At 73.1% G+C, this 14972-nt stretch carries 17 protein-coding genes; 10 read left to right on the top strand and 7 right to left on the bottom strand.

The features are described 5' to 3' along the window. Positions 1–105: 105 nt before the first annotated feature. Positions 106–462, bottom strand: a complete 357-nt coding sequence (locus ACLJOU_RS35340) for a hypothetical protein (protein ID WP_410573608.1) — start codon at positions 460–462, stop codon at positions 106–108. A gap of 462 nt (positions 463–924) precedes the next feature. Between ACLJOU_RS35340 and ACLJOU_RS35345 the strand changes: the two genes are divergently transcribed. Both ACLJOU_RS35345 and ACLJOU_RS35350 read left to right on the top strand, forming a co-directional pair. Continuing rightward, a complete protein-coding gene (locus ACLJOU_RS35345; RefSeq protein ID WP_410573609.1) occupies positions 925–1704 on the top strand; it encodes a polysaccharide deacetylase family protein in 780 nt (259 codons plus the stop codon). Between the two features lie 3 nt (positions 1705–1707). Then, complete coding sequence (locus ACLJOU_RS35350) at positions 1708–2913, top strand: beta-propeller fold lactonase family protein (protein WP_410573610.1); 1206 nt, start codon at positions 1708–1710, stop codon at positions 2911–2913. 9 nt (positions 2914–2922) lie between these two features. Here the strand turns inward: ACLJOU_RS35350 and ACLJOU_RS35355 are convergent, their stop codons facing one another. After that, on the bottom strand, positions 2923–3105 hold the full coding sequence (locus ACLJOU_RS35355; RefSeq protein ID WP_410573611.1) for a hypothetical protein: 183 nt from the start codon (positions 3103–3105) through the stop codon (positions 2923–2925). A 10-nt stretch (positions 3106–3115) separates the two neighbouring features. Beyond that, positions 3116–4357 (bottom strand): sulfite oxidase, encoded by a 1242-nt coding sequence (locus ACLJOU_RS35360; protein ID WP_410573612.1) that lies wholly within the window; start codon positions 4355–4357, stop codon positions 3116–3118. A gap of 167 nt (positions 4358–4524) precedes the next feature. On the opposite strand from ACLJOU_RS35360, the gene ACLJOU_RS35365 reads away from it, so the two are divergent. After that, complete coding sequence (locus ACLJOU_RS35365) at positions 4525–5730, top strand: LLM class flavin-dependent oxidoreductase (RefSeq protein ID WP_410573613.1); 1206 nt, start codon at positions 4525–4527, stop codon at positions 5728–5730. An 11-nt stretch (positions 5731–5741) separates the two neighbouring features. Continuing rightward, complete coding sequence (locus ACLJOU_RS35370) at positions 5742–7076, top strand: NtaA/DmoA family FMN-dependent monooxygenase (protein ID WP_410573614.1); 1335 nt, start codon at positions 5742–5744, stop codon at positions 7074–7076. Between the two features lie 67 nt (positions 7077–7143). On the opposite strand, the gene ACLJOU_RS35375 is transcribed toward ACLJOU_RS35370, so the two are convergent. After that, positions 7144–7905: a PIG-L deacetylase family protein gene (locus ACLJOU_RS35375; RefSeq protein ID WP_410573780.1), complete on the bottom strand. Its 762-nt coding sequence runs from the start codon at positions 7903–7905 to the stop codon at positions 7144–7146. 302 nt (positions 7906–8207) lie between these two features. Between ACLJOU_RS35375 and ACLJOU_RS35380 the strand changes: the two genes are divergently transcribed. From ACLJOU_RS35380 to ACLJOU_RS35395, 4 genes are all read left to right on the top strand, one after another. Then, complete coding sequence (locus tag ACLJOU_RS35380; protein WP_410573615.1) at positions 8208–8516, top strand: hypothetical protein; 309 nt, start codon at positions 8208–8210, stop codon at positions 8514–8516. Positions 8517–8533: 17 nt separating this feature from the next. Next, the gene (locus ACLJOU_RS35385) at positions 8534–10162 is read left to right on the top strand and encodes an alpha/beta hydrolase (RefSeq protein WP_410573616.1); all 1629 of its coding nucleotides are present in this window, start codon (positions 8534–8536) and stop codon (positions 10160–10162) included. A 98-nt stretch (positions 10163–10260) separates the two neighbouring features. Then, positions 10261–10662 (top strand): hypothetical protein, encoded by a 402-nt coding sequence (locus tag ACLJOU_RS35390; RefSeq protein ID WP_410573617.1) that lies wholly within the window; start codon positions 10261–10263, stop codon positions 10660–10662. A gap of 223 nt (positions 10663–10885) precedes the next feature. Further along, entirely contained in the window at positions 10886–11014 is a 129-nt protein-coding gene (locus ACLJOU_RS35395) for a hypothetical protein (protein WP_410573618.1), read from the top strand. Here ACLJOU_RS35395 and ACLJOU_RS35400 read toward each other — a convergent pair. After that, complete coding sequence (locus ACLJOU_RS35400; protein WP_410573619.1) at positions 11011–11577, bottom strand: hypothetical protein; 567 nt, start codon at positions 11575–11577, stop codon at positions 11011–11013. The two genes, ACLJOU_RS35395 and ACLJOU_RS35400, sit on opposite strands and share 4 nt — an antisense overlap. Positions 11578–11606: 29 nt before the next feature. Then, on the bottom strand, positions 11607–12167 hold the full coding sequence (locus ACLJOU_RS35405) for a TetR family transcriptional regulator (protein ID WP_410573620.1): 561 nt from the start codon (positions 12165–12167) through the stop codon (positions 11607–11609). 37 nt (positions 12168–12204) lie between these two features. On the opposite strand from ACLJOU_RS35405, the gene ACLJOU_RS35410 reads away from it, so the two are divergent. Further along, positions 12205–13275: an epoxide hydrolase family protein gene (locus ACLJOU_RS35410; RefSeq protein WP_410573621.1), complete on the top strand. Its 1071-nt coding sequence runs from the start codon at positions 12205–12207 to the stop codon at positions 13273–13275. Here ACLJOU_RS35410 and ACLJOU_RS35415 read toward each other — a convergent pair. Continuing rightward, entirely contained in the window at positions 13247–14155 is a 909-nt protein-coding gene (locus ACLJOU_RS35415) for an SDR family NAD(P)-dependent oxidoreductase (protein ID WP_410573622.1), read from the bottom strand. The genes ACLJOU_RS35410 and ACLJOU_RS35415 overlap by 29 nt on opposite strands. A 129-nt stretch (positions 14156–14284) precedes the next feature. Here ACLJOU_RS35415 and ACLJOU_RS35420 point away from each other — a divergent pair, with 129 nt between their 5' ends. Continuing rightward, complete coding sequence (locus tag ACLJOU_RS35420; protein WP_410573623.1) at positions 14285–14953, top strand: TetR/AcrR family transcriptional regulator; 669 nt, start codon at positions 14285–14287, stop codon at positions 14951–14953. Positions 14954–14972 lie beyond the last annotated feature (19 nt).

Raw genomic sequence — 14972 nt, forward strand, 5'->3', positions numbered from 1 at the left:
CCCATTCCGTTTCCGCACGGCCGCCGGTTCGCGGCCGCGCGCGACGAGGATCGGCGCACGTCGGCAAGCGGTCGTGGCCGATCCTCATCGGCGTTCCGCGGTGACTCAGTGGCCCTGGCCGGTGCCGCCGTCGGACTGGCCGGAGGCGGCGCAGTTGCGCGGGCTCTCCCCCTCGGCGGCGCTGCTGCCCGACAGGATCGGCACGTCGACGCCGTTCGCGACGTCCTCCAGCGGCACCTGGACGCCCAGGACGTTGATCTCGTTGTCGCAGACGCCGACCGTGGCCTCGACGTTGTGCAGCACGTCGGTGTTGTTCAGGTTCAGCAGGCTGAACTGGCTGAGGGAATCGGAACCGCCGTGGTGGTGCACGTACCCGTCCGGGGTGTCGGCGGAAGCGACCCCACCGGCGAGGAACGCACCGGCCCCCAGGGCGGCGGTGACGGCAAAGACCTTCTTCAACATGCGGGAGACTCCTCGGGAATCACGAAATCGGAAACGGCAGCGCTTCACGCCGCGGGCGAGCAGAAATTACTGCGGTCCCCGGGCGGCTTTCCACTTCGGAACACCATCGAGTGAGCACCGCGGACCGCTGACCGCGGGGTCATTGCCTCGTTCGTGGTAGCCGGGGAACCGAGCAGGACGACCTCGAGGTCTGCTCCCCGGACTCCCCGCTGGGCCGGGCCCTGGCCCTGGCCGGGGCCGGGGGCCGGGGTCGGGGCCGGGGCCGGGCCCTGGCCAGGGCCCGGCCGGGCGAGGAGCGGACCTACCCGGTGCCCGACGGTGTCACGGTTCGCGTCACACTCGTCGACGCACAGCCCTACGGCCGGTTCCGGCGGCCGGTCCGGTAGCCGCGGGAGGTCTCTCAGCGTCCTCACAGCACGGATGCGAAAGGGTTCGGCGCCGTCCGTACGTGTTGGAGGTTTTGTGGAGGACCCGCTCACCCGGCGCCGCCTGTTCGGGGTGGCGCTGGGCGCTGCCGCGCTCACCGCGTGCTCGGCACCCGCGCCGGCACCGGCTCCGGCCGCTCCGGTCCCCCGATCGGCGACGCCGTCTTCGAGCGCACCCCCGCCATCGCCACCGCCATCGCCGTCACCGCGGCCGCAGGGACCGGCCACCGAGTTCGCCCGCTCGTCCTCGGGACGGCCACAGGTCGCGCTGACGTTCCACGGCGCGGGTGATCTCCAGGTCACCCGCCAGGTGCTGGACGTGGTGCACCAGCACGGCGCGCGGATCACCGTGCTGGCGGTGGGCACGTGGCTCGCCGAGCACCCGGACGCCGCCCGGATGGTTCGCGACGGCGGGCACGAGCTGGGCAACCACACCTGGAGCCACCCCGCGCTCTCGGGCTACAAACCCGAGCCGATGTACGCGGAAATCCAGCGCTGCCGGGACAAACTGGCCGAACTGACCGGCTCGCCGGGTGCCTTCTTCCGGCAGTCCCAGGGCCAGCACGCCACACCGGAAGAACTCACCGAAGCAGGCAAGGCGGGGTACGCGCGGGTGCTGTCCTACGACATCGATTCGCTGGACTGGAAGGACCCCGGGCCGGCCGCCGTCCGCGCCGCGGTGGCGAAGGCGCGCGCGGGCAGCGTGGTCAGCATGCACCTCGGGCACCCGGGCACGGTGGCCGCGCTCCCCGGCATCCTGACCGCACTGGCGGACCGCGGCCTCACCCCGGTCACCGCGTCGGAACTGCTGGCGTAGCCGATGCGCGTCCGGCTGACCGCCGTGGTCTTCAGCACCGTCCTCAGTGCCCTGCTCGCCGCCGGCTGTTCCTCGGACACCGGCTCGTCCATGCCCGGCATGCCGGGCATGAGCGGCGGCCCCGGCACGTCCGTGCCCCACCTGCCCACCCCGCCGGCACCGGCGCTGAACCCGCTGCCCGGCATGCCCGCCGTCCCCGACGCGCACGACGTCGACGCCGCGGCGGGCGCCGGGATGCTCTCGCCCGCCGTCACCGGCGACAAGCCACTGGTGTACGTGCCGCACAGCGGCTCGGGCGACGTCTGGGTGATCGACCCGGCGAACTTCCACGTCGTCGGGAAGTACCCGGCGGGCAAGGAACTGCAGCACGTGGTGCCGTCGTGGGACCTGCGCACGTTGTACGCCACCGACGACCGCGGCGACCACGTGCTGCCGTTCGACCCGAAGACCGGGCTGCCGGGCAAGGCGTTCCCGGTGGTCGACCCGTACAACATGTACTTCACCCCGGACGGGCGGTACGCGATCTCGGTGGCGGAGCGGCTGCGCAAGCTGGTCTGGTACGACCCGCACACGTGGCAGGAGCACGACGAGACGCCCGTCCCGGAGTGCACGGGGGTCGACCACGCCGACTTCTCCCCCGACGGCCGCACGGCGGTCTTCACGTGCGAGTTCGCCGGCCGGGTCGCGGTGGTCGACGTGGCTTCGCACCACCTGCTGCGGATGATCGACATGCCCCACCGCAACACGCACATGGGCCCGCAGGACATCAAGCTCGCGCCCGACGGCTCGGTGTACTACATCGCGGACTCGGACGCGAACGGCCTCTGGGTCCTCGACGGCGCGGCGACGAAGGTGCTCCGCTTCATCCCGACGGGCAAGGGCGCGCACGGGCTCTACCTGTCACGGGATGCGAAGCAGCTGTACGTCACCAACCGCCACGAAGGGAGCGTCAGCGTCCTCGACGCCTACACGGGCGCACCGGTGACGGTGTGGCACATCCCGGGCGGCGGCAGCCCGGACATGGGCAACGTGACCGCCGACGGCACGCAGCTGTGGCTGTCCGGGCGGTACGACCGGGTCGTCTACGTCCTGTCCACAAAGGATGGTGCGTTGCTGGCCAAGATCCCGGTCGGGAACGAGCCGCACGGCCTGTGCGTCTGGCCGCAGCCGGGCCGGTATTCGCTGGGCCACACCGGCATCATGCGGTAGCCGGGCACGTCAGCCCGAAACGATCCGCCGGAAGGTTTCCCGCTCCCGGCGCGAAAGCGGCACCCGCAGGACGTCCGCCTCCGGCCGCGGCAGTGGCACCGCCCGTCCGGGTTCGAACGGCGGGACCGGTGGCACCAGGATCCAGCCGAAGCCCGTCAGCGCGCGGGCGAGTGCGTGGGCCATCCGCTTCATCGTGCCTCCTTCAGGCGACCGTCACCGGGTGGCGGACGACCGCGCCGAACAGGTAGCCCTGCGTGTTGTACGGGGTGACGTCCGGCTGGCGGGCGCCGGTGATGTCGGTGGCCCGGGCGCGCAGCGTGTACGGGCCGGCCGTGCGCGGCCGCCACGGGAACTCCCACCGCAGCCAGCCGCGGTCGAGCGCCGGGCCGATCGGCTTCGCCGGGTGCCACGTGACGCCGTCCGTGCTCACTTCGACCCGCCGGATCCGGCCGTGGCCCGACCAGGAACGGCCGCGCAGCACCTGCCGCTGCCCGGCCGGCAGCGTCGCGCCCCACGGGAGCTCGAACGCGCTCTTCACCACCTGTTCGGTGACGAGCGTGCCCTCGGCCGGGTAGTCCGGGCCCAGCAGGCGGTAGTACTGCGTGGTCCACGGCGACACCAGCGGCGTCGCCGACACCTCGATGCGGCCGAGCCACTTGATCGAGGAGATCCCGGCCCACGACGGCACCACCAGCCGCACCGGGAAACCGTGGTCGGGCGGCAGGGGCTCCCCGTTCATCTCGTACGCCAGCAGGACGTCTTCCAGCGCCTTGGCCACCGGCAGCGGACGGCGCACCTTGCCGAGGTTCACCCCGGCCGTGACGTAGTCCGGGTCGAGGCCCTCCGGGAGCACGTCGACGGCGTCGCGGGTCAGCCCGGCCCGGGCGAGCACCGTCGCGAGCCGGACGCCGCGCCAGCGGGCGACGCCGACCGCGCCGAGCCGCCACGCCGTGCCGCTGACGCTCTGGCCTTGCTGGCTGGTGAAGAAACTCCGCCCGTTGCCCGCGCATTCGATGAACGCCGTGATCGTCTCGGACGGCAGCGCCCGCAGCTGGCGGTAGGTGAACTCGACCGGGCCGCCGCGCAGCCCGGAGCCGAACAGCCGCAGCCGCCAGGTGGCGGCGTCCAGCACCGGCGTCGACGTGTGGTCGCGGACGAAGAACCGGTCGATCGGGGTCAGGTAACCCTGCCCGCGCATGGCTTCCCAGCGCGTCTCCGCGTTGGTGCCGTGGACGTCGAACAGCTCCGGCGGCAACGGCTTGAGGATCGGGCTCGCGGCCGACGCCGCCGGGGTCACCGCTCCGGCCGCGGCCAGCGCGAGGCCGCCGGCCGCGGTCAGCCGCAGCAGGCCGCGCCGGCTCAGCCCCGGCATGCGTGCCTGTCCCGTCCGCCACTGCGCGCCGCGCACCCGGTCGTAGGCGGTTTCTTCGGTCAACGCCGTCATGCGGGGCATTCTCGGGATCCCGTTCCCGCACGGCCAGCGCGTCCACCCTGCGGAACGGGTTTTATTCCCGTGCCCCGCGGCCGTCCCAGCAGTTGATCGCGCCCGCCCGGACCGCGGAATCCGGCGCACACTGCGGAGACGAGCCGAGGAGAAAGGGGAACGCGGGGATGGCACCAGGAACCGGACCGCGGATCGCCGTCGCGCTGGACGGAGCAGGGTGGCACCCCGCCGCCTGGCGGGAACCCGGCGCCCGGCCCCACGAGCTGCTCACCGCGGGCTACTGGGCCGATGTGGTCGGCGAAGCCGAGGCGGGCAAGCTGGACTTCGTCACCATCGAAGACTCGCTGGCCCTGCAGACGGTGAGCTACCTCGACCGGCCCGGCGAGCGCACCGACATCGTCCAGGGCCGCCTGGACGCGGTGCTCATCGCCGCCCGCGTCGCGCCGCTGACCTCGCACATCGGGCTCGTGCCGACCGCGGTGGTCACCCACACCGAGCCGTTCCACCTGTCGAAGGCCATCGCGACCCTCGACTACGTGAGCACCGGGCGCGCCGGCGTGCGCGTGCAGGTCGCCGGACGCGCCGACGACAACCGGCACTTCGGACGGCGGGAATTCGGCGAGTTCCGGCTCGAGGACTCCGCCGAGCCGGACAAGCCGAGCCCGCTGGCCGACCTCTTCGACGAAGCCGCGGACTACGTCGAGGTGCTGCGCCGGCTGTGGGACAGCTGGGAGGACGACGCCGAGATCCGCGACGTCGCCACCGGCCGGTTCGTCGACCGCGAAAAGCTGCACTACATCGACTTCAGCGGCCGCTGGTTCTCGGTCAAGGGCCCGTCGATCACCCCGCGGCCGCCGCAGGGCCAGCCGCCGGTGACCGCGCTCGCCCACGCCGCGATCCCCTACCGGCTGGCGGCCCGCTCCGCCGACGTCGTCCACGTGACGCCGTTCGACCGCGGGCAGGCCGCCGCGATCGTCGCCGAGGTCCGGGACGAGCAGGACCGCGCCGGGCGCGGCGGCGAGACGCTGCACGTCTTCGGGGACGTCGTCGTGTTCCTCGGCGAGACCGAGCAGGCGGCCGCGGACCGCAAGGCCCGGCTCGACGACCTTTTCGGCGCGCGGTACTCCTCGGACGCGTACGTCTTCACCGGCACCCCGGCCGGGCTGGCCGACCTGCTGCTCGACTGGCAGGCCGCCGGGCTCTCCGGCTTCCGGCTGCGGCCCGGCGCGGTCCCGCACGACCTGACCGCCATCACCCGGGGCCTGGTACCCGAGCTGCAGTCCCGCGGCGCTTTCCGCACCGAGTACGAAGCCGGCACCCTGCGCGGGCTGCTCGGCCTTTCCCGGCCCGCCAACCGCTACACCGCCGTCTGAGGAGGCCCGAGATGACCCGGAAGCAGATCCACCTCGCGGCGCACTTCCCCGGCGTCAACAACACGACCGTGTGGAGCGACCCCGAGGCCGGCAGCCACATCGAGTTCAGCTCCTTCGTCAAGCTCGCGCAGACCGCCGAGCGCGCGAAGTTCGACTTCTTCTTCCTGGCCGAAGGCCTGCGGCTGCGCGAGCAGAACGGGCAGATCTACGACCTCGACGTCGTCGGCCGCCCGGACACCTTCACCGTGCTGTCCGCGCTGGCCGCGGTCACCGAGCGGCTCGGGCTGGCCGGCACGATCAACTCGACGTTCAACGAGCCGTTCGAGGTGGCCCGCCAGTTCGCTTCGCTGGACCACCTTTCCGCCGGGCGCGCCGCGTGGAACGTCGTCACGTCGTGGGACGCCTTCACCGGCGAGAACTTCCGCCGCGGCGGGTTCCTGCCCCAGGACCAGCGCTACGAGCGCGCCGAGACGTTCCTGCGGACGGCTTGGGAGCTGTTCGACTCCTGGCGCGGCGACGAGATCGCCGCCGACACCGGCAGCGGCGTGTTCCTGCGCGACACCCGGGCCGGCGCGTTCGCCCACCACGACGAGCACTTCGACATCGAGGGCCGGTTCCCGGTGCCGCGCAGCCCGCAGGGGCGCCCGGTGATCATCCAGGCCGGCGACTCCGACGAGGGCCGCGAATTCGCCGCCGCCACCGCCGACGCGATCTTCAGCCGCTACGGCACCCTCGAAGCCGGGCAGGCGTTCTACGCCGACGTCAAGGGCCGCCTGGCGAAGTACGGCCGCACGCCGGAGCAGCTGGTGATCCTGCCCGCGGCGACGTTCGTGCTCGGCGACACCGACGCCGACGCCCACGAGCGCGCCCATGTCGTGCGGCGGCAGCAGGTCAGCGCGCAGACCGCGATCAAGTTCCTCGAGCAGGTGTGGAACACCGACCTGTCCGGCCACGACCCGGACGGCCCCCTGCCGTCGACCGACCCCGTGGTCGGCGACACGACGATCGCCCCCGGCCGCGCGAGCGTCCGCATGTACCGCGACCCGGTCGCCACGGCCCGCGAATGGCGGCAGCTCGCGGAGGCGAAGAACCTCTCCACCCGCGACCTGATCATCGAGGTCACCGGCCGGCAGACGTTCATCGGTTCCCCGGCGACGGTGGCGGCGTCGATCGACGACCTGGTCCAGGCCGACGCGAGCGACGGCTTCATCCTGGTCCCGCACGTCACCCCGGGCGGGCTCGACGAGTTCGCCGACAAGGTCGTCCCGCTGCTGCAGGAGCGCGGCTCGTTCCGGACCGAGTACACCGGCTCGACGCTGCGTTCCCACCTCGGGCTCGAGGGGTGACGCTCACCGCGGTGGATTCGGCCCTGCGGAACGCGGCCGCCGAAGTCTTCCGGACCTACGAAGCCCGTCACTCCTGTGCGTCGGCCGGCAGCCCCGGTGGTGCCTGCAGGTCGTGGGCGCGGAAGAGCACCGCGTGCTCGACCCCCATCACCTTGCCGCTCATCGCGGCGAACTCCGGGAGGAAATCGGCCGGCGCCGGGTGGTCCGGGAGCGCGGCCAGGTACGCCGCGTGGGCCTCGAGCGAGGCGACGCCGCGGCGCAGCGGCTCGCCGGTGACGTCGACGCCGTGCGTCGCGTCCTCGCCGCCGGGTGTCAGGTACCAGCGCACGGAATGCGGTTCGAGGCCCTCGTGCTCGACCTGCTCCGGGAAGATCCACCGGTTGCCCGCGTCCCGGATCGCGTCGAGCGTCGCCAGCCCGGCCGCCCGGTGGTCGGCCTGGTCGAAGCCGTAGGGCGTCAGGACCTCGTACCCCGCGCCGAAGACGGCGTCGGGCCGGACCCGGCGGATCTCGCGGCAGATGTCCCGACGCAGGTCGAGGCCGTAGACGAGGACGCCGTCCGGGTGCGTGAGAACGGTCAGGTGCTCGACGCCGACGGCCGCGCAAGCGGCCTCCTGCTCGGCGACGCGCAGGCGGGCCGTCTCCTCCGGCGGGTTCGGCATGCCGGCTTCACCGCGGGTGAGCAGCAGGTAGCCGACCTCGATGCCGCGTGCCGTCCAGCGGGCGACGGCCGCGGACGTGCCGTACTCCATGTCGTCCGGATGGGCGACGACGCAGAGCACGCGCCGGAAGGTTTCCTCGGGAAGGGGAGGCAATGTCATGCCGGCCATCTTGCCCCATTCGGGGCAGGCGATCATCCGTTCGCCGGTTGTTCCCGGATGGCTCATCGAGCGGAACACGGTGAAGAAATGGGCGGCTTTCGGCGCGGAAATCGTGATCGAATACCGCGCCGACGACTGTTCACCGCCGCTTCCGACCTCCGGATTCGGTGTCACAACAGGAAGACACCGCCGTGCACAACCACCCGAAAGTATTGGACAGAAGCAGGTCAACCGCGCCCTTCCGCGTGGTTCCGGTTGCCCCCCGGCATATCTGTGTCTTACCGTGACCAGGTCGCTACGGGGAGGGACAAATGGGTTTTCACACGATTCCGGAGGCACTGCGCGCCGCGCGAAGATGTGCGGCCGACGCGGTGGCCGAATTGCGGGGGGCCGACTGCGGGGAACCGGTCCGGGGGCTGGCGACGGCCATGCCGGGCGGCACCACCGCCGGGACCGCCCCGGCCGCGGGCGAGGCGTGGACGACGACGTTCCGGTCCTGGTGCGCCGACGCCGAGACCCAGGCCGAGAGCCTGGCCACGGCCGCCGACCGGTACCAGGCCGCCGACGGGACCGGCCGCGACGACCTGGCCGGCGCCGGATCCCTGCGGGGCCCGCGCTGATGGTTTCGCTGTCCGACGTGAAGCGGTGGAACACCGCCCGGCTCGACGAAATCCACGCGACCATCCGCCGCCGGCTCGACGTGCTGAGCCACTCCGGTGACGACTACGGCAAGACCGTCCCCGTGGCCGGCTGGTCGGGGCCCGCGGCCGACACGGCGGCGTCCGCGCACCGGGCGCTGATGGCCCGCATCGACAAGCTGGCCGCCGGGGCCGGCGTCGTCGGCAAGGCCATCGCCCAGGCCGCCGACGCCATCACCGGCGTGCAGCGCGCCGTGACCGACGCCGAGGAGTACGCCCGCAAGTACGGCTACCGCATCTCCGACACCGGCGCGGTCACCGACACCTTCCCCGCCGGGGAGCCGCCGCCGGAGTTCGACCCCGGCGACCGGGCCCGGGCGCACCAGCAGGTCGTCGACGACATCACCCAGGCTCTGCGCACCGCGGACGACATCGACCAGGACCTCGCCGCCGTCCTGAAGCGCGCCGAAGCCGGCGAGTTCGGCACCGGCGACGAACCCACCGTGGCCGCCGCGGCCGCGGCCGCGGCCGTCGCTCCCGGGCTCACCCCGCCCGAACCGCCGCCGAACGCGACGCCGTCCCAGACCGCGGCGTGGTGGGCCAGCCTGTCCCCCGCCGGCCGCGCGGTCCTCCTGCACGACCGGCCGGCCGCGCTCGGCGCCATGGACGGCCTTCCCGCCGAGGTCCGCGACCAGGCCAACCGCGCGGTGTTCGGCCGGCAGTACGCCGACCTCCGGCAGCGGCGCGAAGAACTGCGGAACCGCATGACCGGCCTCGACCAGGCCGACCCGGCCCAGCAGAGCGAGTACTTCGACCTCGAGCGCGAGGCCGCCGCGGTCGACAGGAAACTGCAGGGACTGGACGCGATCGACGAGCGGCTCACCCGCCCGCTGCCCGGCCAGCCACCCGCGTACCTGCTCGGCATCGACACCGCCGACGCCGGCCGCGCCATCGTCGCCGTCGGCAACCCCGACCACGCCCGCAACGTCGCCACCTACGTCCCCGGCACCTACGCCGGGCTCGACGGCTTCGCCACCGACCTCCAGCGGGCCGACATCATGAACCAGAGCGCCGGCCGGGTCAACCCGGTGCCGACCTCCGTCATCACCTGGGCCGGGTACGACGCCCCGCAGAGCATCATCCCGGACGCCGCCGACCCCGGCTTCGCCGAGCGCGCCGAGCCCGGGCTGCGCCGGTTCCAGGACGGCCTCGGCGCCAGCCACGACCCGATCCCGGTCAACTCCACGGTGATCGGCCACAGCTACGGCACGACCGTCGTCGGCCAGACCGCCCGCGACCTCGGCCTGCCCGCGGACAACCTCGTCCTGGTCGCCAGTCCCGGCGCCGGCGTGCAGCACGCCACCGACCTGCGCCTCGACGGCGTCCCGGCCGGCCAGGTGAGCCACCACGTGTACGCCACCAAGTCGGCGATGGACCCGGTGCCCGCGTTCACGAACTTCGACAACCCGGCGCTCGACCGCGTCGACCCGCTGGGCCCGGACCCGACGACCGGCTGGTTCGGCGGCCGCTCCTTCCCGTCGGACCCGGCGGCGGGCCACAGCGACTACTGGACGCCCGGTTCCCCGTCGCTGCGCGGAATGGCCACCGTCATCGCGGGCGCACCGTGACAGCTCCGATCCGAGGACGCGGAAGGGCGCCGGACATCCTCCGGTCGCTTCTGGTCCTCGCGGTACTGCTGGCCGCCACGGCCGGATGCGGAGACGACATGAAACCTGCCCTTTCCCTGGCCGACGCCCAAACCGCGGCGGCCGCCCAGATCCGCGAAGCCGCCGCGGGCACGTTCCCGCCGGGCTTCACGCTCGAAGAGCTGCCCCCGCAACCGCTCAACTGCACCGATTCCGCCGACAAGCCCACCGGGCAGGTCATGGTGGGCATCAGCTTCTGGGTGAACGGCATCGTCGCGGCCCGCAACGCCGGCTACTTCGACGCGCTCAAAGCCTGGTGGGCCGCCCACGGCTGGGCACCGGGTGCCGACAGCCGTCCCGGTGACCTGTTCGTCAACGCCACCCGCGACGGCTACCTCATGAGCCTCCAGGCCAGCATCGAAAACCGGCTCACCATCGGCAACACCACCCCGTGCGTCCGGCGCACCGGCCCGTCGTCCTGACGGCGACCGTCACCACGCGACCGGCAGCTCCCGGATGCCGCGCATCAGGCGGCCCGCCACCCACTCGGCGACCGGAGACCGATCCGGCCGTGTTCCGGCGGATCCGTGCCGAGCAGGTTGCCGCGGGGCCCGAACCCCGGCTGCACCAGCGGGGAGCCGCGCGCACTCCGGCCGTGCCGCGGGTCACTGTTCGGCGGACCGGCCTTCGGGGTAACCGAAGGACGTGAACGAGAACTCCACCGCCACCATGGTCGCCAACCCGAACCGCACCCGGATCCGGACCGAAGCGGACCTCCGCCGCAGCGCGCCGCCCGCCAGCCCGGAGCCCGAGCAGGCGACCGAAGAACACTAGGCCTCGACCACCGGTACGTCACTCAGGCGCCGGACGGCGTCCGCGATCTGCTCCGGCGTCGCGTCGACGGTCTGCGTGAGCAACAGGAACGGGCTCCCGTAGAGCTTCGCGCGCCACCGCGCCATCCGGTTCGAGGACTTCTTGCCGTTCAGGAACGGATCGAAGACGACGGTCGCGGGCACGGCGCCCGGTACGCGTGGCACGAACGCGACCACCCGGAGCCGCTGCGGCTGCAGGACGAAGAACCACCGCGGCCGCAGCCGGGAGATCCGCACCTCCGCCAGCGCGGACCACGGCACCGGCGCGAACCCGCGCGCTTCGACGCCGTCCACCCCGAGCCGCACGTGCCACGGTTCGCCGCGGGACCGCAGCACCGAGACGACGGCCATGCCCAGCGCCACGACGAACACGGCGGGGCAGGCGATCGCCAGCCAGGTCGGAAACAGCCCCCGCGCGGCGACGACCACCTCGAGCACCAGGAAACCGGTCAGCCCCAGCAGGTTCGGCATCTGCGCGCGGACCGAGGGCTTGACCAGCAAGGCTTCCGAAGACGTCATCCCCATGTCCGGAGTCTGCCACGCACAGCCGGGTCTCATCCGTCGGCCAGGCGCTGGATGGTCGCGGCCAGCCAAGCCTCCAGCTCGGCCGGGTCGCCGAGTCGGGACCGCAGGACCCGGCGGCGGGTCGAGACGCCGAGCACGAAGGCGTCGATCGCCTCGGCCCGGCGGCGGGCCTCGGCGTCGGCCAGTCCGCTGTCGCGCAAGTAGCGCTGCAGTGGCTCCAGCGAGTTCGCGTCGAGGAAGGCGGCCAGCGCTTCGGCCGCCTCCGGGCGTTCGCCGCACGCGCGCTGCAGGACGAGCAGCGGGTCCTCGCCGGCGTCGCCGGACCAGCGCCGGACGATGCCGGCCGCGAGCCGCGCACCCAGCGTCGCGCGGTCGCCGTCGAAGGAGTCCGAGACCGGGATCTCCACCTGCGTCGCCGCGAGGAACAGGCCGTCCTTGCCCCCGAAGTACCGCGTGATCAGGTTGGGCGACACGCCGGCCGCGTCGGCGACGCCCTTGACCGTGCACGCGGCGAACCCGTGCCGGGCGAACTGCCGCCGGGCCTCCGCCAGGATCCGGGACCGCGTGGCGGCCGCGTTGCGCGAAGTCATGTGTACCAGCATACACATTATGTGTACGGTGATACACATGACTGGCGACCTCAGCGAACGACTGCACCGCACCCGGCGAGTACCGCTCCCGTGGCGCGACGATCCGGCCCGCGGCATCGACGGCACCACCCTCGGCGCACTCCTCGACCACTGGGCGAACGGCTACGACTGGGCGGTGCACGAACGCCGCATCGGCGAGCTGCCCTGGGAGACGGTGCCGGCGGGCGACACCCGGCTGCGGGTGCTCCACCGCCGGGCCGCCGATCCCGGCGCCCCGGTCGTCGTGCTGCTGCACGGGTGGCCGGACTCGGTGTTGCGGTTCGAACGTGTCCTGCCCCTGCTCGACGACCTGAACGTGGTGGTGCCCGCGCTGCCGGGCTTCCCGTTCGCGCCTCCGCTGACCGACCCCGGGATGTCGGCCGAACGGATGGCGGCCCTCGTCGCGGACGCCCTCGACGCGCTCGGCCACACCCGCTACACGCTGTCCGGCGGGGACGTCGGCGGCGTCGTCGCCGAGCTCCTCGCGGCCGCACACCCGGACCGCGTGGCCGCCTTGCACCTCACGAACGTGGCCCCGCAGCACGCCTTCACCGCCGACCCGGCGAAGCTGCCGCCCGACGCGGCGGCCTACCTCACCCGGGCCGCGCAGTGGTTCCGCACCGACGGCGGGTACATCGCCGAGCAGTCGACGCGGCCGAACACGCTCGCCGTCGCCCTCGGCGACTCCCCCGCCGGGCTCGCCGCCTGGCTCACCGAGAAGCTCCTGTCCTGGTCGGACGAGGGCGCCTTCACGCCGGACGAGCTGCTCACGTGGGTGACCGCCTACTGGGTCACCGGCACGATCGGCACGTCCTTCGCCACCTACACCGAACCGGCCGCCGTGCCCTCGTGGATCGGGACGCCGACGGTGCTGTCGGTGTTCGCCCACGACACGAAACCCGAGCCCCGCAGCTACGCCGAAGCGTTCCTGAACATCGTCGGCTACGTCGAGCACCCGGCGGGCGGCCACTTCGCGGCCTGGGAACAGCCCGAGGCCTACACGCGCGACCTGCGTACGGCGATCGAGCTGGGCGGCCGGCTCAGCCGACCGGGAACTTCACCGCGGTGAGCTCCTCCGAAACCGCCCAGAGCCGCTGCTGGACCGCCACGTCGTAGGACTGGGGGCTGGAGGCCACCACCTGCGGGCGGCCGCGGTAACCGCCCGGGCCGGCGGGGCCGTAGTACTGGCCGCCGAGGGCGGCGGGATCGGTGGCCGCACGCAGGATCGGCAGCGCGCCGCGTTCCGAGCTCTGGGTGAACAGCGGGGCCACCACCGGGAAGAGCGCGCGCAGCACGGCCGGCGAGTTGCGCATCAGTTCCGTGCGGGCCACGCCGGGGTGCGCCGCGAGCGACGCCGTCGTGCCGTGCGGGGCGAGGCGGCGCTGCAGTTCGTAGGCGAACATCAGGTTGGCCAGCTTGGCCTGCCCGTAGGCGGCGACGCGGTCGTAGGAGTTCTCCCACTGCAGGTCCTCGAAGTGGATTCCCGCGCGGATGCGGTGGGCGATGCTGGCGACCGTCACCACGCGCGAGCCCGCGACCGGCAGCAGCAGGTCCAGCAGCAGCCCGGTGAGCGCGAAGTGCCCCAGGTGGTTCGTGCCGAGCTGCAGCTCGAACCCGTCCCGGGTGGTCCGCCGCGGCGGGTACATGACGCCGGCGTTGTTGATCAGCAGGTCGATCTTCGGCAGCGTGGCGTGCAGGCCGGCCGCGGCGGCGCGGACGGACTCCAGCGACGCCAGGTCCAGTTCCCGCACGGTGACGTCGGCCCGCGCGCCGAGCCGCGCGGCCGCCTGCTTGCCCTTCCCGACGTCGCGGACGGCCAGCACCACGGTCGCGCCACGCTCGGCGAGCACCTTCGCCGCGGCGAAACCGAGGCCGGTGTTGGCGCCGGTGATCACGGCCACCCGGCCGCGCTGGCTCGGGACGGCACGTTCGGTCCAGTGCTCGCTCATCGCTGTCCTCCTGGGTCGCGGCCCGTTCGGACCGTCGGTCTGTTATGACCCCGACGCTAAGGAACCGCCGGTCTGCTGTCAAGAGACTGCCGGTCTTCAATCGCGCGGCCCGGGCGTTACGCTGGTCTCATGACGTTCCAGCGGGCGCGCAGCGCGGAGCAGCGGCAGGAGCGGCGCCGCACGATCCTCGACACGGCGTTGAAGATGCTCGACGAGATGCCGGTGGCCGAGGTCAGCCTCAACGAACTCAGCCGCCGGGTCGGCCTGGCCAAGTCGAACGTCCTGCGCTACTTCGAATCCCGCGAAGCCGTGCTGCTCGAACTGCTCGACCGCGCGCTGCGGGACTGGCTGACCGAGGTGGCCGACGAGGTCGCGGCGGGCGTCGATCCGGACCGCCCGGCGCGGGAGCGGGCCGAGGCGTTCGCGGCGGTGGTCGCGCACTCGCTGGCCCGTCGCACGGTGCTGTGCGACCTCATCGGCGCCCAGGCGGGCGTCCTGGAGCACAACGTCTCCACCGACGTCGTGGTGCGGTTCAAGCGCTCGGCGCTCGGCGGGCTGGACACGATGGCCGCGCTGCTCCGCCGGTCCGTGCCCGAGGTCGGCGGCGAAGCGGCCTCGGTGTGCCTGCTGGCGATGATCCTGACCGGCGGGCTGTGGACCCACTGCCGCCCGTCCGCCAGCGCCCTCGCCGCGTACGAGGCGGACCCGGCGCTGGCCGCGCTCCACCTCGACCTGGCGCCGGCCCTGGAGCACGGGCTGGCCCTGCTGATCGCCGGCGCCATGGCCCGCAACGGCTGAGCCACGGCACCGGCGTCGG

The sequence above is a fragment of the Amycolatopsis sp. cmx-4-61 genome (assembly GCF_046548775.1).
Classification (GTDB): domain Bacteria; phylum Actinomycetota; class Actinomycetes; order Mycobacteriales; family Pseudonocardiaceae; genus Amycolatopsis.